The 17670-nt window shown below is 72.5% G+C and carries 17 protein-coding genes; 8 read left to right on the forward strand and 9 right to left on the reverse strand.

The features are described 5' to 3' along the window. Positions 1–30: 30 nt before the first annotated feature. Genes WFK95_RS01075 through WFK95_RS01085 form a run of 3 tightly spaced genes read right to left on the reverse strand, consistent with a single transcriptional unit; the run spans position 31 to position 3327 of the window. Positions 31–417 (reverse strand): DUF5313 family protein, encoded by a 387-nt coding sequence (locus tag WFK95_RS01075; RefSeq protein WP_224651714.1) that lies wholly within the window; start codon positions 415–417, stop codon positions 31–33. After that, entirely contained in the window at positions 414–872 is a 459-nt protein-coding gene (locus WFK95_RS01080; protein ID WP_224651716.1) for a MarR family winged helix-turn-helix transcriptional regulator, read from the reverse strand. Before WFK95_RS01080 ends, WFK95_RS01075 begins: the two co-directional genes overlap by 4 nt. 43 nt (positions 873–915) lie before the next feature. Further along, positions 916–3327, reverse strand: a complete 2412-nt coding sequence (locus WFK95_RS01085) for an ATP-dependent DNA ligase (RefSeq protein ID WP_224651718.1) — start codon at positions 3325–3327, stop codon at positions 916–918. 358 nt (positions 3328–3685) lie between these two features. On the opposite strand from WFK95_RS01085, the gene ku reads away from it, so the two are divergent. Beyond that, positions 3686–4498: a non-homologous end joining protein Ku gene (gene ku, locus WFK95_RS01090; RefSeq protein ID WP_224651721.1), complete on the forward strand. Its 813-nt coding sequence runs from the start codon at positions 3686–3688 to the stop codon at positions 4496–4498. A 26-nt stretch (positions 4499–4524) separates the two neighbouring features. Here ku and WFK95_RS01095 read toward each other — a convergent pair whose 3' ends face one another. Next, positions 4525–6282 (reverse strand): GNAT family N-acetyltransferase, encoded by a 1758-nt coding sequence (locus tag WFK95_RS01095; protein WP_336669623.1) that lies wholly within the window; start codon positions 6280–6282, stop codon positions 4525–4527. Positions 6283–6334: 52 nt separating this feature from the next. On the opposite strand from WFK95_RS01095, the gene WFK95_RS01100 reads away from it, so the two are divergent. Then, entirely contained in the window at positions 6335–7108 is a 774-nt protein-coding gene (locus tag WFK95_RS01100; RefSeq protein ID WP_336669625.1) for an alpha/beta fold hydrolase, read from the forward strand. Here the strand turns inward: WFK95_RS01100 and WFK95_RS01105 are convergent. Continuing rightward, complete coding sequence (locus tag WFK95_RS01105; RefSeq protein ID WP_336669626.1) at positions 7011–7967, reverse strand: DMT family transporter; 957 nt, start codon at positions 7965–7967, stop codon at positions 7011–7013. The two genes, WFK95_RS01100 and WFK95_RS01105, sit on opposite strands and share 98 nt — an antisense overlap. An 82-nt stretch (positions 7968–8049) precedes the next feature. Here WFK95_RS01105 and WFK95_RS01110 point away from each other — a divergent pair, with 82 nt between their 5' ends. Continuing rightward, the gene (locus WFK95_RS01110; RefSeq protein ID WP_336669627.1) at positions 8050–8955 is read left to right on the forward strand and encodes a LysR substrate-binding domain-containing protein; all 906 of its coding nucleotides are present in this window, start codon (positions 8050–8052) and stop codon (positions 8953–8955) included. Here WFK95_RS01110 and WFK95_RS01115 read toward each other — a convergent pair. Next, complete coding sequence (locus tag WFK95_RS01115) at positions 8942–10300, reverse strand: MFS transporter (protein ID WP_336669628.1); 1359 nt, start codon at positions 10298–10300, stop codon at positions 8942–8944. The two genes, WFK95_RS01110 and WFK95_RS01115, sit on opposite strands and share 14 nt — an antisense overlap. 86 nt (positions 10301–10386) lie before the next feature. Between WFK95_RS01115 and WFK95_RS01120 the strand changes: the two genes are divergently transcribed. Then, positions 10387–11784, forward strand: coding sequence for an MFS transporter (locus tag WFK95_RS01120; protein WP_224651733.1), 1398 nt, complete (start codon positions 10387–10389; stop codon positions 11782–11784). Between the two features lie 10 nt (positions 11785–11794). Beyond that, complete coding sequence (locus tag WFK95_RS01125; RefSeq protein ID WP_224651735.1) at positions 11795–12112, forward strand: helix-turn-helix domain-containing protein; 318 nt, start codon at positions 11795–11797, stop codon at positions 12110–12112. 1 nt (position 12113) lies between these two features. Here the strand turns inward: WFK95_RS01125 and WFK95_RS01130 are convergent, their stop codons facing one another. Further along, positions 12114–13187, reverse strand: coding sequence for an adenylate/guanylate cyclase domain-containing protein (locus WFK95_RS01130; protein WP_224651736.1), 1074 nt, complete (start codon positions 13185–13187; stop codon positions 12114–12116). A gap of 31 nt (positions 13188–13218) precedes the next feature. Between WFK95_RS01130 and WFK95_RS01135 the strand changes: the two genes are divergently transcribed. The 3 genes from WFK95_RS01135 to WFK95_RS01145 are packed head-to-tail and all read left to right on the forward strand — an operon-like array spanning position 13219 to position 16192. Beyond that, entirely contained in the window at positions 13219–14595 is a 1377-nt protein-coding gene (locus tag WFK95_RS01135) for an L-serine ammonia-lyase (protein ID WP_336669629.1), read from the forward strand. 38 nt (positions 14596–14633) lie between these two features. After that, positions 14634–15038 (forward strand): NUDIX hydrolase, encoded by a 405-nt coding sequence (locus tag WFK95_RS01140; protein ID WP_224651738.1) that lies wholly within the window; start codon positions 14634–14636, stop codon positions 15036–15038. Beyond that, positions 15035–16192 (forward strand): winged helix-turn-helix domain-containing protein, encoded by a 1158-nt coding sequence (locus tag WFK95_RS01145; RefSeq protein ID WP_336669630.1) that lies wholly within the window; start codon positions 15035–15037, stop codon positions 16190–16192. The genes WFK95_RS01140 and WFK95_RS01145 overlap by 4 nt, the downstream gene beginning before the upstream one ends. Positions 16193–16201: 9 nt before the next feature. On the opposite strand, the gene WFK95_RS01150 is transcribed toward WFK95_RS01145, so the two are convergent. Together WFK95_RS01150 and WFK95_RS01155 are read right to left on the reverse strand one after the other, a co-directional pair. Further along, on the reverse strand, positions 16202–16762 hold the full coding sequence (locus WFK95_RS01150) for a hypothetical protein (RefSeq protein ID WP_224651740.1): 561 nt from the start codon (positions 16760–16762) through the stop codon (positions 16202–16204). A 52-nt stretch (positions 16763–16814) separates the two neighbouring features. Beyond that, a complete protein-coding gene (locus tag WFK95_RS01155) occupies positions 16815–17630 on the reverse strand; it encodes a Fic/DOC family protein (RefSeq protein ID WP_224651741.1) in 816 nt (271 codons plus the stop codon). Positions 17631–17670: the final 40 nt, after the last annotated feature.

Below are 17670 nucleotides of genomic sequence, written 5' to 3' on the forward strand. Positions count from 1 at the left end.
CGCGGGTGGCGGCGGGTCGGGCGCGGGGTGTCAGGCGCGGGCGGGGGCGTACGCGGCCTCGTAGGCGGCGCGGGTCGCATCGCGGCGCTCGGCCACGGCGGGGTTCTCGAGCTCGGGGTCGAGGCCGTTCTTCTCCAGCCGGCGCGCGCGGTTGGGGCGCATGTAGGCGGCGTTGTAGAAGACCGCGAGCAGCGCGCCGAGCAGCACCGTGGCGCCGCGCAGCGCCAGCGGGCCGGGCAGCAGCATGAGCAGCGCGTACACCGGGAGCACGGCGAGCTGGCCGCGGATCAGGTGGCGGAACGCCCAGCTGCGGCGGGTGAGGTTGCGGCGCACCCACTCCCGGTTCCGCTCCGGCAGCGAGCCGGTGTAGACCCAGGCGAGGTAGTGCAGGGGATCGGGGCGGTGGACGGCGTTCATCGGGACTCCTTCAGTGCGCCCGCGGCGAGCGCTTTGGCGTTGACGGTGGTGAGCACGCGGTGCAGGTCCTCGAGCTCGGCGAGGCTGGCGCCCAGGGCGTCGATCACGGCGGGCGGCACCGCGAGGGCCTGCTCGCGCAGCGCGTGGCCGGCCTCGGTGAGCTCAACGTCGATCCGGCGCTCGTCGTCCGCGGAGCGGCCGCGGGTGAGCAGGCCCTGCGCCTCGAGCCGCTTGAGCAGCGGGCTCAGGGTGGGCGAGTCCAGCTGCAGCGCCTCGGCGATCTCCTTCACCGACCGCGGCGACGCCTCCCACAGCGCGAGCATCACGAGGTACTGGGGGTGGGTGAGCCCCATCGGCGCCAGGATCGGCCGGTACACCGAGAGCACCGCGCGGTTGGCGACGGCCAGCGCGAAGCAAACCTGGCGTTCCAGGGCGAGAGGGTCGGGATCTGTCATGTCCCGACGGTAGCAGAAGAGTAGTGCACGAATCAATAGTGCACTAACTATTCCTCGGGCCCTCCCACGGCGCCTCGTCGGCGGAGGGCAGGTCGCCGGGGAGCAGGTCACGACGGAAGCCCCGCCAGCTGGGTTGCCGCAGGTGACCGCCCCGGCGCAGCGACGAGTACCGCACGTCGCCGATCACCTTCGGCAGCACCCAGACCGCGTCGCGGGCCTCCGGATCGTCGATCGGGGCCGTGAACGGGGAGCGGCGCATGCGCAGCGGCTCCAGCTCCTCGGCGAGCGCCGCCAGGTCGCGGTCGCTGAACCCCGACCCCACCGACCCCAGGTAGACGAGCCCCGTCTCCGCGGGCAGGCCCACCAGCACCGAGCCGATCCCGTTCGCCCGCGAGCCCTTCCCCGGCTTCCAGCCGCCGATCGCGACCTGCAGATCGCGCCAGTTCTTGTGCTTGAGCCACGCGCGCACCCGCTGCCCGGGCAGGTACGGCGAGTCCCGCCGCTTCGCGATGATCCCCTCCCAGCCGAGCTCCGCGCTGAGCGCCGCGGCCTCCGCGCCGGTCGCCGCGTCGACGAGCGGCGGCACGCTCACCGCCGTGTCGTGCTCGAGCAGCGGCGCAAGGCCTTCCAGTACCTGGCGGCGCACCGTCCACGGGCGCTTCGTCAGGTCGACGCCGTTCAGGGACAGGACGTCGAAGAGGTACAGCTGCACCGCGCCGGCCCGGGTGTCGCCGCCCGCCATCAGGTGGAACGACGGGACGCCGTCCGGGTCGAGCACGACCGCCTCGCCGTCGAGCACCACGTCCATCCCGTCGAGATCGGCCGCCAGCGACTCGAACTCGGGGAACTCGCCGGTCACGGTGCGGCCCGACCGGGTGCGCAGGGAGACGGTGCCGCCGCGCACCGTCGCGATCATGCGGTAGCCGTCCCACTTGCCCTCGAAGGCCCAGTCCGCGGCGGCGAGCCCGTCGATCGCCGAGTCCGTGGGCAGCATCGGATCCGGCGCGAGCGCGGCCGTCGGCTTGGCGGGCGCGGACTTGTCCTTGGTGAGGTGCGCGAGCCAGTTCTTCTCGCCGGTGCGGATCAGCGCGTACCGCTTGCCCTGCAGGCGATTCCCGTGCAGCGTCACGATCACCTCGCTCGAGCGCCACTTCTCCAGCTCGTAGGTGCCGTGGTCCCAGATGGTCACGTCGCCACCGCCGTACTCACCCTTGGGGATGCTGCCCTCGAAGGCCGCGTAGTCCATCGGGTGGTCCTCGGTGCGGACGGCGAGGTGGTTGATCTCCGGGTCGTCGGGCAGGTTCTTCGGCACGGCCCAGGAGGCGAGCACGCCGTCGTGCTCCAGCCGGAAGTCGTAGTGCAGGCGCCGCGCGTGGTGCTCCTGGATGACGAAGATCGGATCGCCGGTCGACGGTGCGCCGCCGAAGGGCTCGGGCGTCTTCCGTGCGTCGCGCTTGGCGCGGTACTCGCCGAGGTCGACGGGTTCCGGCGGCGGCGCCGACGGTCCCGACGGCGCGGCCCCGGCACCGTCGGAACCGGAGACGTCGGCACCGTCGAGGCCGGCGAGGAGGTCGCCCTCGGCCAGGGCCCGCGCGAGTACCTCCCCGAACTCCAGCTGGCGCAGGCCGGGCCGGGCGAGCTCGTCCCAGGTGCGCGGCGCGGCGACCCACGGATGGTCCCGCCCCCGCAGGGAGTAGGGCGCGACGGTGGTCTTGGACGCGCTGTTCTGCGACCAGTCGACGAAGACGCGGCCGCCGCGCTGGTCCTTCGCCATCGACGCGGTGACCAGCTCGGGCGATTCGGCCTCCAGCTGCGACGCGATCGCGTGCGCGACCTTGCGGGCGCCCTGCGCGGAGATGCCGCCGGGCAGGGGCGCGTAGATGTGCAGCCCCTTGGATCCGCTCGTCACCGGGTAGCCGTCCATGCCCATCGCGGCGAGCAGCTCGCGGATGCGCAGCGCGAGGGCGGCGCACTCGTCGAGCGTGACGTCGGGGCCGGGATCCAGGTCCAGCACGAGACGGTTCGGCGGGCCCGGCACCTCCGGGCGGTCGGGATCGGCACCGTCGGGCACGGCATCGTCGGGCACGAAGGCCCACTGCGGAACGTGCAGTTCCAGCGCCGCCTGCTGGCCGAGCCACACCATGCCGGCGGCGTTCTCGATGATCGGGTACTGGGACTCGCCGTCGGAGTGGAACTGGCTGCCGCGGCGGATCCAGGCGGGCGCGTGGCTCGGCAGCCGCTTCTCGAAGAAGGCGGTCTTGTCCACCCCGTTGGGCCAGCGCTTGCGGGTGAGCGGGCGATCGCGGAGGTGCGGCAGCGCGAACGGCGCGATGGCCTGGAAGTAGTCGATGACCTCGGCCTTCGTGGTGCCGGTGGCGGGATAGAGCACCTTGTCGAGATTGGTCAGCTGCACGCCGACGCCGTCGACCTCGCGGTTCTCCCGGATCTGCGCCACGGCCCCATTATCGAACCCGCCGCGCCGAAACGGGGGAGCTGTGTCGCTGAAACGGTGATGCGCCGGACGCATCGCCTCTGACCTGGGGCGATAACGTCCGGTGATGCGGCGGGTGCATCGCCCCCTCGTCGCGGGAAGCGGGCGGCGGAAGTCCTATCGGTCGGGCGCCGGAGAGGCGAACGCGACCGGCGATGCGCCACCCGCATCGCCCCGCCCGCCGAAGGGCGCTTGACCTGCAGGGTCTCGGTGATGCGCAGCGCGCATCACCTTCTCGGGCGAGAAGCGACCCGTTCGGAGCCCGGAGACGGCTGCTGCATCTCCCCTCGCCATATGACTCCTCACCAGTCACAATGGTCACATGCGCGCGATATGGACGGGTGAGCTGTCGTTCGGGCTCGTGAACGTGCCCGTGAAGGTGTACTCCGCGATCGAGAGCCACGATGCGAAGTCGCACCAGGTGGACTCGAAGGACGGGGTCCGCATCCGGTACAAGCGCGTGCGCGAGGGCACCGACGAGGAGATCGAGTTCGCGAACATCGCGAACGCCTACGAGTCCGACGGCGGCGACACGGTGGTGCTGTCCAAGGAGGACATCAAGTCGATGCCGGTGGAGAAGCACCGGGAGATCGCGGTGACGGAGTTCGTGCCGCGCGAGGACGTCGACCCGATCATGTTCGACAAGCCCTACTTCCTCGAGCCCTCGTCGAAGTCGCCCAAGGCCTACGTGCTGCTGCGGCAGGCGCTGCAGGAGACGGACCGGCTCGCGATCTGCACCTTCACGCTCCGCAACCGCACGCGGCTGTGTGCGCTCCGCGTGGTCGGCAACGTGATGGTGCTGCAGACGCTGCTCTGGCCCGACGAGGTACGCACGCCCGAGTTCCCCGCGCTGACCGAGGACGTGAAGATCCGCCCGCAGGAGCTGGCGATGGCCGCCTCGCTCATCGACTCGATGGCGACGGACTTCGACCCGGAGCAGTACGAGGACGACTACCAGGTGCAGCTGCGCCAGCTGATCGAGGCCAAGGCCACCGGCGGCACCGCCTTCCCCGAGGCGCCCGAGGAGGAGGCCGAGGACGACGAGGTCGCCGACCTGCTCGCCGCGCTCAAGGCGTCGGTGAAGAACCGTGAGGCGCAGCCGGAGCGGCCCGCCCGCAAGCGCGCCGCGGGCTGACCCGGGCGAGCCTCAGAGAGTGAGGCTCAGAGCGTGCGCTTGAGCCCCACGTGCTCGGAGCGGTACCCGAGCCGGGTGTAGAAGGCGCGCGCCCGGTCGCGGGAGGCGTCCGTGGTGAGCTGCGAGAGCACGGCGCCGTGGGTCCGGCCGTGGTGGTGCGCCCACTCGATCATCGCGGTGCCCAGCCCCTGCGATCGGTGCTCGCGGGCCACCCGGACGCCCTCGATCTGCAGCCGCGTCGAGCCGCTGCGGGACAGGCCCGGGATCACCGTGAGGTGCATCGTCCCCACGACGTCGCCGACGGCGTCGCGGATCACGGCGAGGTACTGCGAGCGGTCGCGCGTCACCAGCTCGAAGGCGCTGTCGTACTCGGCGGCGTCGCCCACCTCGCGGGTCGCGCCGAGCTCGTCGTCGGCGAGCAGCGCGACGATCGCGGGGACGTCGTCGCGGCGCGCGCGCTCCACCCGGTAGGTGCCGCCGACGCCGCGCAGCACCCCGCCCACCGAGGCGCGGGCCTGCAACTCGCGGACCACCCCGTCGAGCCACGCCCCGACGTTCGCGCGCGCCTCGAGGGTGTCGGGGTAGCGGCAGCGCAGGTGCAGCCCCGCCTCGTCGAGGATGAACCAGAGCATCACCCCGTCGGTGCGGATGGTGGCGCCGACGTACTGCGCGTCGAGCCGGGTCGCGTCCACCCGGACCGGCAGCCGTCGCAGGTCCAGCCACGAGATCGCGAACATGCCCGGCGCCTCGGGCATCCCGCCCCACTGCTCGAGCACGTCGGCGAGCGGCCACGACCCGAGCCGCACCGCCTCCTTCACCGCCTCGGCCGCCGCGGCCGGCTCCGCGGAGGGGGAGTCGAGCACCGAGTTCGTGATGAACCAGCCCACCGAGTCGTGCCACGTCTCGTCGTAGCGGCTGTGCACGGGGAACACGGCGCGCAGCGGAGCCCCGGCGAGGTCCAGTGTCACGCGGGTCAGCGCCGCCACCGTGGCCGAGAGGGTGGAGACGCCCGCCTCCCGCGCCGCCGCGGCGAACGCGGCGACCTCGTCGGTGCCGAAGACGTCGCGGACCTCCACGCGCTCCCGGTGCGCCTCGGGTGTGCCGAGCGGCAGGGGGAACAGGGGCATGACTCCGCCACTGGCGGTGATGATCTCGGTCCAGCGACGCCGCACGTCCTCCGGCGCGGCGGGACGGTCCGCCAGGGCCCGGGTGTGGTCGACGAAGGGCGGCACGGCCTCCGTCGACGGTGCGCGCCCCGCCCGGACGTCCTCGAGCGCGGCGAGCAGGTCGCGCGCGATCACGAGCATCGACCACATGTCGGTGTGCGAGTGGTCGGCGGCCACGATCACCGTCGGACCGGCGGCGGTCTCGAGGACGCAGAGCCGGTGTGCCGGACGACGATACGGGGAACAGGCGTCGTCGAGCACGTCGCGCAGCGCGTCGTTGACGGCCTGACCCGGGCCGATCGCGTGCTCCACCCAGTTCCCCGGCCGGACCGAGATCTCGTGCAGGGTCGGCCCGTCGGGTCCGGGGAGGAAAGCGGTCCGCAGCGTGCCGTGGCGGGCGATCACCGCCAGCCAGGCGGCGGCGAGCTGCTCGCGCGGCACGGGCTCGGTGAGCCGGAAGGACAGCGCCATCCACGACCCGGGCCGGTCCCCGCCACCCACGTGCCGTGCCTGGTCGAAGGACACCGGCAGCGTCGCGCCCGGTTCCGACACCGCGACGTCGTAGCCGTACAGCCGGCCGAAGGGCAGGCGCAGGTGGGCGACGTTGGTCAGGCGCATGGGCGGTACCCTAGCCCTCCGACGACCCCTTTGCGCGGCGAGAGAAGGCCGGATGACCAGCTTCGACGTCCCCGGGGCGCGGCTCGCCGCCGAGTACAGCGACGAGCACGGCCGCCCCGTCGTGCAGCTGCACGGCCTCACCTCCAGCCGCGCCCGCGACCGGGTGCTGGACCTGGACCTCGGCCGCGGCCTCAGCGGCACGCGCCTGCTGCGCTACGACGCGCGCGGCCACGGGTTCTCCACGGGCCGCGCCGTTCCCGACGACTACCGCTGGCCGAACCTCGCCGACGACCTGCTGCGGCTCCTGGACCACTGGTTCCCCGGGGAACAGGTGCACGGCGTCGGCCCGTCGATGGGGACCGGCACGCTGCTGCACGCCGCGGTCCGCGAGCCCGGCCGGTTCAGCGGGCTCACGCTCATGGTGCCGCCCACCGCCTGGGCGACGCGCATCGCCAAGGCCGCCGAGTACCGCGCCGCCGCAACGCTGATCGAGGAGCGCGGGCTGGAGGAGTTCCTCGCCGCGGGCGAGGGGGCGGTCGCGCCGCCGGCCACCGTCGAACACCCGCCGACGCGACCCGACGTCCCCGAGGCGCTCCTGCCTTCGCTCTTCCGGGGCGCCGCGGCGAGCGATCTCCCCGCGCTCGGGGAGATCGCCCGCATCGACGTGCCGGTCACCGTGCTGGCCTGGATCGACGATCCGTCGCACCCGGTCTCGACGGCCGAGGAGCTCAGCAGGACGCTCCCGCGGGCGACGCTGTCGGTCGCTCGGACTCCGCAGGACGTGCAGGAGTGGCCGTCGGTCCTGCTCCGGGACGTCGCGGGCTGAGCCGGGAGACCGCCACGCCGACGAGGCACAGGACGCCGCCCAGCAGGCCCCACGCGGTGGGCGTCTCCGCCAGGAGCGCCCAGCTCAGCAGGATCGACAGGCCCGGCACCGCGTAGGACGACGAGGCCGTGACCCCGGCGGGGGTGTGCGCCAGCGCGTAGGCCCACAGCAGGAAGGCGAGCGCCGTGGGCACGAGGCCCAGGTAGATCACGCCGACGGTGCTCGACATCGGCGCGGCCGCGAGCTCGTCGAAGAGCCGGGGCGCCCAGGGCAGCAGCACGATCGCGCCGACGCCCGCGCCGAGCGCGGTCGCGGTGAGCGGGTCGACGGTGCGCAGCACCAGCTTCTGCGCCACCACGCTGATGCCGTAGAGCAGGGCGGCCGCGACCGCCAGGGCGACGCCGGCACCGTCGCGCCGGCCGTCGCCGGTGAAGGCGATGACGGCGGCCCCGGCGAAGCTGATCGCGATGCCCACTACGAGCAGCGGCGGGAAGCCCTCCTGCAGGAAGGCGCCGGCCAGCACCGCGACGATGATCGGCGCGATGTTCACCAGCAGCGCCGTGGTGCCGGCGTCGAGGTGCTGCTCCGCCGCGTTGACCAGCACGGTGTACAGCGCGAACCACAGCGCGCCGTACCCGATCGTGAGCGCGAGCGTCCTGCCGCGCGGCAGCCGGACACCGCCGTTGTACAGGGCGTTCATCCCCCAGATCACGCCGAGGACGGCGGCGCCCACCAGCAGGCGGCCCTCCGCCATGGCGACCGGGGAGACGTGCGGGCCGATCCCGCGGATCACCACGAAGGCCGAGGCCCACGCGAACATCACGGCCACCAGGGCCAGGGCGGGGAGTCGTTTCGTCATGACCTCACTCTGCGACCGCACCCGAGTAAGCACAAGCGCATATTTCTGCATTATCATTCAGTAGAACTGAATGGAGGGCGCCATGCTCGACGCACACCGGCTCATGATCTTCCGCTCCGTCGCCGCCACGGGCTCCGTGGCCGCGGCGGCGGCCAGCCTCGGCTACACACCGTCGGCCGTCTCGCAGCACGTCGCCGCCCTGCAGCGCGAGACGGGGCTCAAACTGCTGGAACGGGTCGGACGGGGCGTCGAGCTCACCCCCGCCGGACGGGTGCTGGCCACCGAGGCCGACGGGGTGCTCAGCAGCCTCAACGACCTCGGCGCCACCGTCGACGACCTGCGGGCCGGCAAGGCCAACCGGATCACCATGAACGTCTTCGCCACCGCCGGCACGCACTGGATGCCCTCGGTGGTGCAGACGCTCAGCGCCGAGTTCCCCGACACCCGCCTGCGCCTGCGCATCGAGGACGAGGTCACCGAGATCGCCGCCCGTCGACCGGATCTCGCCGTCGCGGTCCGGCAGGAGCACGGGCAGACCACGGCCGTGCAGGGCTTCTCCGCCGAGGACCTCGTGGTGGAGTCCTACGTCGCCGTGGTGCCCGCCGACCACGAATTCGCCGGCCGCGAGCTGGTGGACATGGCCGAGCTCGAGCACGAGCGCTGGATCGACAACGACGTGCGGCGCGGCGCCTGCCGTCAGGCCGTGCTCGACGCCTGCGCCGCAGCGGGATTCACGCCGCGGTTCGTGGTCGAGACCACCGACTACCCGTCCGCGCTGCGGTTCGTCGCGCGGGGCGTCGGCGTCACCGTCCTGCCGCGGCTGGGCGCCACCGAGCTGCCGCCCGGCACCGTCGCCGTGGACGTCTGCAACCCCGCGCCGCGGCGCACCATCGTCGCCTACGTCAAGGACTCCGAGTGCCGGAACCCCGTGGTGCGCAGGGCCATGCACCTGCTCCGCGAGGCCGCCACCACCGCTAGTCGGCCGTGAGCCGCGAGGCCACCGCCACCATCGCGAGGCCGGAGGCGAGCGGCACCAGCAGGGTGACCGCGAAGCCGGTGTGGCCCCACGCCAGCACCTGCGCGAAGACCGCACCGGCGCAGGCGATCGCGAGCGCGGTGCCCACGGCGTCGGAGAGCTTGAGGGCGCTGGAGTTGGTGCCCTGCTCGTCGTCGGCGCTGCGCGCGAGCATGAGGATCGACAGCGTCGGGTAGGTCAGGCCCATGCCGAACCCGCCGATCGCCCACGTCGCGAAGATCACCGGCCACGGGGCGTCGAGCGCGAAGGACGCGGCGACCGCCGTGAGCGCGACGACCAGCAGGCTCGACCCGATCAGCGGCAGCCGGTCGCGCACCGGGCCCGTCGCGGGGATCCGCGCCTGCACCTGCGAGGCCAGCGCCCACAGCAGGGCTGCGCCCGTCATCACCGAGCCCGCCGCGAAGGGCGAAAGCCGGTCGATGTGCACGAGGTACAGCGGCACGTAGATCTCCGCGGCGAAGAAGGCGCCGGCCATGAGCAGGTTCGCGAGCATGAGGCGCGGGATGCCCGGCCGCGCCGTCAGCGCGCCCGCGGGCAGCATCCGCCGGGTGGCGAGGAGCCCGATCGCGAGCCCGGCCGCCGCGATCGCGAGGAAGACCGCGCCGCCCTTCGGCGCCGCGAACTGCGCCACCGCCGTGCCGGCGCCCGCCGCCAGCGCGGCCATCAGCAGCCCGCGGTCCGGTGGATCGTCGTTCCGGTACGGAGATTCGTCGAGGCCGACGGTGGCCCGCAGCGTCGCCACCAGGGCCAGCAGGGACGGGCCGGCGAGCCCGAGGAACACCCAGCGCCAGCCGACCGTGTCGGCCGCGAGGCCCGCAATGGCCGGGCCGATGAGCGACGGGACCACCCACGCCGTCGAGTACGCGGCGAAGACCCGCGGCCGCCCCTCCGGCGGCACCAACCGGCCGACCATCGCGTAGAGCACCACGCTGATCAGGCCGGACCCCAGGCCCTGCACGCCGCGGCCCAGCGCGAGCACGCTCATGCCCGGCGCGGCGCCCACGATCACCAGGCCCGCCGCGAACAGCAGGGCGCCCGCGATCAGCGGCGGCTTCACGCCGCTGCGGTCCACCCACGGCCCCACCCAGGCGATCGCGACGATCATCGCGGCGAAGGCGGCGCCGAACGCCACGGAGTACTCGGCGGTGGCGCCGAACTCCTCCGCGGCGCGCGGCAGCACGGTGCCCACGGCCAGGGACTCGAAGGCGGAGAAGGAGATCAGCGCGACGGACCCGATCAGGAACCAGCGGAGCCGGCCCCGATCGGCGACGGTCCGCACGCTCTCGTCGATGGTCATTGCTCGGACGCTAATACGTCGACCATGGTTGAGGTCAACCGAGAAAACCGGTTGATCGCAAAGGCCCGGGGCGGCATCGTGGAAAGGTGCATACCGACCTCAGCTCCCGCCGCGTGCCCCGCATGCTGCGGCCGCTGCTGCGCCGGGACTACCGCCTCCTCTTCGTCACCCTGCTCTGCGCGCTGACCACCGACGGCATGTGGCTGGTCTCCGTGGTGTGGCAGGTGATCGACATGGGCGGCTCCGCCACCAGCGTCTCGCTGGTCTCGGGCGCCGCCTCCATCGGCCTGCTCGTCTCCACCCTGGCGGGCGGCGTCCTGGCGGACCGGGTGTCGCAGCAGCGGATCCTGTTCGTGCTGGAGCTGCTCAAGGTCGCGGTCATCGGCGGCATCGGCGCGCTGATCGTCGCCGACGCGATCACCGTGCCGATCCTCATGGCCGGCTCCCTCGCCCTCGGCCTGGTGTCCGGCTTCTACTTCCCCGCCTACTCCGCGCTGGTGCCCCGGCTCGTGCCGGCCGCCGAGCTGCTGGCCGTCAACGGCTACGAGTCCGCGGTCCGTCCCGCCGCGGCGATGGCGGTCGGACCGGCGGTCGCGGCGTGGATCATCGCCGTCGCCGATCCCGGCGCGGCGCTGCTGGTGGCCGGCGCGATCTGCCTGTTCGCCGCGCTCTGGGTGGTCCGCATCCGGGTGCCGGAGCCCGACGGTGCCGACGAGGCAGAGGAGCCCGGCTCGCCGCTGCGCGATCTGTGGGAGGGCATCCAGTACGTGCGGCGGACCCCCTGGCTGCTCGCGACCCTGCTCTTCGCGAGCCTGATGGTGCTGGTCACCGTCGGCCCGATCGACGTGCTGCTGCCCTTCGCGATCAAGGACCAGGCGCACGGCGCCGCGAGCGAGCACTCGATGATCCTGGCCGCGTACGGCTTCGGCGGCGTGGCGGGCGCGTTGCTCATGGCGGCCCGGAGGATGCCCCGCCGCTATCTGACGGTGATGATGGGTTTCTGGGGCGTCGCCTCACTGCCGATGCTGGTCTTCGGCATCGCCGAGAGCGTCTGGCCCATGGTGATCGCCGGCTTCGTGCTGGGCGTGCTGTTCGAGGCGCCGGTGGTGATCTGGGGGACCCTGCTGCAGCGGCGGGTGCCGCGGCGGCTATTGGGGCGCGTCTCCAGCCTGGACTTCTTCGTCTCGCTGGTGTTCATGCCGCTGTCCTTCGCGCTGGCGGGCCCGGTGAGCCAGGCGATCGGCCTGACCGCCACCTTCACGCTGGCGGCGCTGATCCCGGTGCCGCTCGCCGTGATCGCGATCCTCGCCGCCCGGATGCCGAGCGACGAGCTGGAGCACCCGCTGCGCGACGACGACGCCGACGACCTCGACGAGGATGCCGACGGGGTGGGGCCGGCGCTCGCCGCCGACGCGGGGGCCCACGGCGACGCGCCGGTTTCGCCGACCGTGAACGCTCCGCCCGGCGAGCGCACCGTCGGATAGGGTCGGACGTATGACGAGTGGGGTGACGAGCATCGAGACGCACGACTCGGCCGAGGCCGAGCGCCCCCCGCTGCTGCGCGAGGTGTTCGGTCGCGTGCTGCGGCAGGAGCGCACCCGCCAGGGGCGCACCCTGGCCGAGGTCGCGCGCGACGCCGGCGTCTCCACGCAGTACCTCTCCGAGGTCGAGCGCGGGCGCAAGGAGGCCTCGTCGGAGGTCCTCGCCAGCGTCTGCGATGCGCTCGGCGGCTCGATGATCGAGTTCGTCGGCGGCGTGCACCGCGAGCTGCTGGGCGCCCGCTCGCGCCCCGTGGCGCTCGCCGCCGCTTGAGCTACTTCTCGGCCGGCTGGTCCGCCGCGTCGGTCTCGGTGGGCTCGGCCTGGGCCGCGGCTTCGGCCGCCTCGGCCTCCATCGTGGCGACGGCGTCCTTGCTGTAGCGCAGCAGGTGCGGGTGCACGGCCCGGAAGCCGCGGGCGCGGTAGGCGCGCAGGCTGCGGGTGTCGAGGTCCGGATCGTCGGCAATGGCCTGGGTGAAGTTGTCGTCGATGAGCACGGTGCCGGGCCGGGCCGCGCTGGTGAGCCGGGCGGCCAGGTTGACCACGCTGCCGAACAGGTCGCCGTAGCGCTGCAGCACCTCGCCGTACGCCAGGCCCACCCGCAGCTGGGGGAACTCGATCTCGATCACGTCGAGCTCGGGGTACTCGTGCGGAGCCTGCAGCTCCAGCGCGATGCGCGCTGCGGCCGACGGGTCGTCGGCCGCGAACATGACCTCGTCGCCGACGCCCTTGATGATGTGCCCGCCGCCGCCGTAGATCACCGCCTGCATCCGCGCCTCGAACGTCGAGACCAGCGTGTTCAGCTCCTCGACGGCGAGGCCGCGGCTCAGCCGGGTGTAGCCGACCATGTCGGCGAAGCCGACCGCCATCCGCGCGGTCAGCGCGTCCGCGTCCTCGAGGGTCACGAGCCGCTGCGTCGCGGTGGACAGGTGCCGCCGCCACACGTGCGACTGCAGGTTCTCCATCTTGTCGATGACCTGCGCGACCCCCGCCGACGGATCCTTCACGCCCGCGTCGTGGGCGCTGTCGAGGTACATCTTCACGATCCCCGCCTGCCACTCGGCGAGGCGGTACATCGCCTGGCCGAGCGACTGCGCGCCGGGCAGCACGGCCTCGCGGTCGATCACGTCGAGGGTGAACAGGTCGGACAGGTCCTGGACGATGGCCACGTCGTCCTGCGTGAAGGCCTTCTGGTCGTCGTCGCGCAGGTCCGCGAAGCCCGCGGAGGTCCACCAGACCCGCAGGTCCTCCACGTCGATGCCGCCCTGCTCGGCGAGCTCACGGAAGGTGTACTTGCGTTCGCCCGGGAGGAGCAGACCGTCGATGTCCAGATCTTCGGCGTCGCCCATGAGTCCACTGTATGGGGCATAGGGTGGAAGGGTGACGATCAGTGTGTTCGAGCTGTTCTCGGTGGGCATCGGCCCGTCGAGTTCCCACACCGTGGGCCCCATGCGGGCGGGCGCGGACTTCGCCGACGAGCTGCGGTCCGCCCCGTCGACGGTGCGCGCCGTCCACGTCGATCTGTACGGCTCACTGGCCGCGACCGGGCGCGGGCACGGGACCTTCGCCGCGGTGTTGCTGGGGCTCGAGGGCAACCGCCCCGAGACCGTGGACCCCGACTACGTGGAGAAGCGCGGCGCCGAGATCGAGGCCACCCGCCGGATCGCCTTCGGCGGGCGCGACGAGGTGCCGCTGTGCGCCGAGGAGATCGTGCTGCACCCGCTCACCGTGCTGCCGCGGCACACCAACGGCATCCGGTTCCGGGCCGAGCTCGCCGACGGGACGGAGCACGAGGCCGTCTACTACTCCGTGGGCGGCGGCTTCGTCGAGCGCGAGTCCGGCGCCGAAACCGTGAACCCGCTCGCCGGGACCCCCGGCGTGCCCCACGACTTCGACACCGCCGCCGCGCTGCTCGAGACCTGCCCGCGCACCGGCCGCACCGTGCCGCAGCTGATGCTGGAGAACGAGATCGCGCTGCACGGCGGACCGTCGGACGTGGCGGAACGCGAGGTGCGCGCCGGGCTGCTGCACATCTGGGAGGTCATGGAGGCCTGCATCGAGCGGGGCTTCCGCGCCGAGGGCATGCTGCCCGGCGGGCTCGGGGTCAAGCGGCGCGCGCCGGGGCTGTACCGCCGGCTCGTCGATTCCGACGGTGCCGACGCCATGGACTGGCTCAACGTCGCGGCCATGGCCGTCAACGAGGAGAACGCCTGCGGCGGCCGCATCGTCACCGCGCCGACGAACGGCGCGGCCGGGATCGTGCCGTCGGTGCTGTACTACGCGCTGAAGTTCCGCTCGTCGCTGGCCGCCCGACGGGAGCAGGTGGTGTGCGACTACCTGCTGACCGCTGCCGCGATCGCGGTGCTCTACAAGCGGCGTGCCTCGATCTCCGGCGCCGAGGTGGGCTGCCAGGGCGAGGTCGGCTCCGCGTGCTCGATGGCGGCCGGCGCGCTCGCGCAGGTCATGGGCGCGACGCCCGCGCAGGTGGAGAACGCCGCCGAGATCGGCATCGAGCACAACCTGGGCCTGACCTGCGACCCCATCGGCGGACTCGTGCAGATCCCGTGCATCGAGCGCAACGCCATCGCCTCCGTGAAGGCGGTGAACGCCGCCCGCATCGCCCTGCACGGCGACGGGACGCACCGCGTCTCGCTCGATCAGGCCATCGAGACGATGCGCCAGACCGGCGCCGACATGCTGTCGAAGTACAAGGAGACCTCCCTCGGCGGCCTCGCCGTCAACGTGCCGGAGTGCTGAACGAAGAACCTGTCGGTGGCCGTCGCTAGGGTGGCGGCATGGACGTGCTCACGGTGGCTGCGGTGTGTTTCCGGGACGAGGCCGGGCGGGTGCTCACGGTGCGCAAGCGGGGCACCGACGCCTTCATGCTCCCCGGCGGCAAGCTGGAGCCGGGGGAGGCCGCGATCGACTGCGCCGTTCGCGAGATCGACGAGGAACTCGGCGTCGCGCTGACGACGGACGACCTCACGCACCTGGTGTCCTGGCGTGGCCCCGCCGCCAACGAGGCGAACACCGACATCGAGTCCACGGTCTTCGCCACCGCGCTGCGCGTGGAGCCGCGCGCCGCGGCGGAGATCGCCGAGGCGCGCTGGATCGACCCCGCAGACCACGGCGACCTGACCATCGCCCCCATGCTGGAGCAGTACCTCTTCCCGCGGCTGGCGGGCGCCCCCAGCGCATGAGGGTCAGCCAGCCCCAGGCGCGGCGGATAGCCCTCGCCGCCCAGGGATTCGAGCCCGGCTTCGCCGGCGCCTCGGCGCCGACGATGCGGCAGGTCCAGAAGACGATCGACCGCCTCAAGCTCATCCAGATCGACAGCGTCAACGTGGTCGCGCGCAGCCAGTACCTGCCCGTCTTCGCGCGCCTCGGCGACTACGACACCGCGCTGCTCGACCGCGCCCGCGACAAGAACCCGCGGCGGCTCGTCGAGGCATGGGCCCACGAGGCCTCGCTGGTGCCGCCCGAGACCTGGCCGCTGCTGCGGCACCGTCGAACCGCGGACCGGGTGTCGCAACGGTTCGCGAGCTACGACTCCCGGCATCCCGGCCAACTCGACCGGCTGCGCGGCGCACTCGCCGAGCTGCCGCCGCTCACCGCCCGCGCGCTCGAAGCGCACCTGGAGCACGAGCAGGTGGTGGAGAAGACGCACTGGGGGTGGAACTGGTCGTCGGTGAAGGAGGGGCTGGAGGTGCTCTTCCACGCCGGCGAGGTCACCAGCGCCGGCCGCACCAGCCAGTTCGAGCGGCTGTACGCGCCCACCACGTCGGTGCTGGGTGAGCTGGCCGAGCACGAGGTGTCCGACGAGGAGGCGTTCGTCGAGTTGCTGCGCCAGTCGGCGAAGGCGCACGGTATCGGGACGCTGCGCTGCCTGCGGGACTACTTCCGGCTGTCCACCGCGCAGGCCGCGCCCGCCATCGAGAAGCTCGTCGCCGCAGGCGAACTGCTGCCGGTGGAGGCCGACTGGTGGCCCGGCACCGTCTACCTGCACGCGGAGGCCAAGCGGCCCCGGGCGATCGCGGCGCGGGCGCTGCTCTCGCCCTTCGATCCCGTCGTCTGGCAGCGCGAGCGCGCGGAGGCGCTGTTCGACTTCTTCTACCGGATCGAGATCTACACGCCCAAGGAGAAGCGGGTGCACGGTTATTACGTGCTGCCCTTCGTGTTCGGCGATCGGATCGTCGCGCGCTGCGACGTGAAGGCGGATCGCGCGGCGGGAGAGCTGCTGATCCACTCGACCACCTGGGAGCCCGGCGGCCGCGACGCCGCGTCGGAGGCCGCGCTGGAGCAGACCGTCGCCGAGATGGCCGGCTGGCTGGGGCTGGAGTCCTACCGGCTCTGATCCGCAGCGTCAGGGTTCGGCACGGCGGTCATTCATGGCGCCGGCGATCGTGTCCCGCACACGGAGCGCGGGGTAGGCGATAGCGAAAGCGAGGACCACGACGAGCACCTTGGACGCGAACGGCGTCAGGTCGAACCAGGCCTTGGCGTATCTGACGATGTAAACCGCTGCGAGTACCGCGGGTACGCCGATCGCGATGAAGGTAAGAAGCTCGGCCCACTTGACCCCACCGACCATCATCTGGCCGATGTCCTGCCGGACGGTGGTGGCGTGTCTGCCCGACGTACTTCTGCCGCGAAGTCGTCGAACGAGCAGAACGGTGCGGTCGAAGGCGCGTCCCGCGAGCGCCGTTCCGAACACGGCGAGGATCGCGGCCGCGACGTTCCTCCATGCCGACGACGTATCGGCAGAGCCGGCGAAGCCCCAATTCAGTGCAGCACGGGCGGCGGCGAAGCAGAGGCCGAAGACAATGAGGTAGGCGGCGAGGAAGACTGTGCCGAGTACGACGAACGCCAGGCCACCTGCGGCGACCATCGCCACGCGCCGGTCCTTCTGCGAGTCGAATCCCACAGCCGGAGCCTAGCGCGACCTTTGCCATCGCGCATACGCGCATGAGGATTCGCTACACGTGATTGCGCGCGGTCATCGTCGTGAAGACGCGGTACAGGGCGTGCGCGTCGGGCCGGTAGTGGCCAGGGTCGGGCGCAGACCGGCGGGAGGCGCCGTCCCACATCTTCTTCGTGACGGCGGCGTAGTCGAACCGGTACCCGGCCCGCGCGGCGACGAGCTGCAGCAGCGTCTTCGCGGCGCGCCCGTTGCCCTCGCGGAACGGGTGCGCACAGTTCAGGTAGGCGTACGCCGTCGCCGCGCGGTGCGCGTAGGCCCGCCGCGCGCTCTCGCCCGGCGCGGCCTGCGCGAAGGGGTGGTGGGGCAGCTGCATGATCACCGTCGCATCGTCGAGGTAGCGGTCGATCAGCGCCGCCCCGAAGGTCTGGTCCCGCAGCCCCATGTCGTAGCGGCGGAAGACGCCCGCCCACGGGTAGATCGCGCCGAACAGGGTGCGGTGGATCGCGATCAAATGTGCACCGTCGAAGGTGGCGGGCACCGTGACGAGCCCGGTCTCGATGCCGTACTGCTGGGCGGCCCCGACCTCGAACTCCAGCTGCCGCAGCACGTGCGGATCGCGGATCCCGAAGCGATTGCGAAGGATCCGCGTGCCCGGATAGAACGTGTCCGGGAAGTCGAGCGGCACGTCGATGCAGTCGGGCGGGCCGATCTCGGCGCCGGCCAGCGCGCGGTCGATCGCGCCGGCGAGGTATTCGTCGAGGGTGACGACGCCGTCCGCCAGCGCGAGCAGCCGCTCGGAATCCAGTGGTGCGGGCGCCCACCCCTCGAGGACGCTGTTCGCGATCGCCCCCATCATCGTCGCCCGATCCATCCGTGCAGCTTATCGAGACCGGCGCTCGTGAAACCGGCCG

The sequence above is a fragment of the Tsukamurella sp. USMM236 genome, assembly GCF_037148755.1.
Taxonomy (GTDB): domain Bacteria; phylum Actinomycetota; class Actinomycetes; order Mycobacteriales; family Mycobacteriaceae; genus Tsukamurella.

What these genes read in the sequence shown, in the direction of transcription:
- WFK95_RS01130 (WP_224651736.1), bottom strand. Translation starts at nt 13,187, where the DNA reads ATGGGCGACGCCGAAGATCTGGACATCGACGGTCTGCTCCTCCCGGGC.
- WFK95_RS01095 (WP_336669623.1), bottom strand. Translation starts at nt 6,282, where the DNA reads ATGCGCCTGACCAACGTCGCCCACCTGCGCCTGCCCTTCGGCCGGCTG.
- WFK95_RS01100 (WP_336669625.1), top strand. Translation starts at nt 6,335, where the DNA reads ATGACCAGCTTCGACGTCCCCGGGGCGCGGCTCGCCGCCGAGTACAGC.
- WFK95_RS01125 (WP_224651735.1), top strand. Translation starts at nt 11,795, where the DNA reads ATGACGAGTGGGGTGACGAGCATCGAGACGCACGACTCGGCCGAGGCC.
- WFK95_RS01145 (WP_336669630.1), top strand. Translation starts at nt 15,035, where the DNA reads ATGAGGGTCAGCCAGCCCCAGGCGCGGCGGATAGCCCTCGCCGCCCAG.
- ku (WP_224651721.1), top strand. Translation starts at nt 3,686, where the DNA reads ATGCGCGCGATATGGACGGGTGAGCTGTCGTTCGGGCTCGTGAACGTG.
- WFK95_RS01140 (WP_224651738.1), top strand. Translation starts at nt 14,634, where the DNA reads ATGGACGTGCTCACGGTGGCTGCGGTGTGTTTCCGGGACGAGGCCGGG.
- WFK95_RS01080 (WP_224651716.1), bottom strand. Translation starts at nt 872, where the DNA reads ATGACAGATCCCGACCCTCTCGCCCTGGAACGCCAGGTTTGCTTCGCG.
- WFK95_RS01110 (WP_336669627.1), top strand. Translation starts at nt 8,050, where the DNA reads ATGCTCGACGCACACCGGCTCATGATCTTCCGCTCCGTCGCCGCCACG.
- WFK95_RS01075 (WP_224651714.1), bottom strand. Translation starts at nt 417, where the DNA reads ATGAACGCCGTCCACCGCCCCGATCCCCTGCACTACCTCGCCTGGGTC.
- WFK95_RS01105 (WP_336669626.1), bottom strand. Translation starts at nt 7,967, where the DNA reads ATGACGAAACGACTCCCCGCCCTGGCCCTGGTGGCCGTGATGTTCGCG.
- WFK95_RS01115 (WP_336669628.1), bottom strand. Translation starts at nt 10,300, where the DNA reads ATGACCATCGACGAGAGCGTGCGGACCGTCGCCGATCGGGGCCGGCTC.
- WFK95_RS01155 (WP_224651741.1), bottom strand. Translation starts at nt 17,630, where the DNA reads ATGGATCGGGCGACGATGATGGGGGCGATCGCGAACAGCGTCCTCGAG.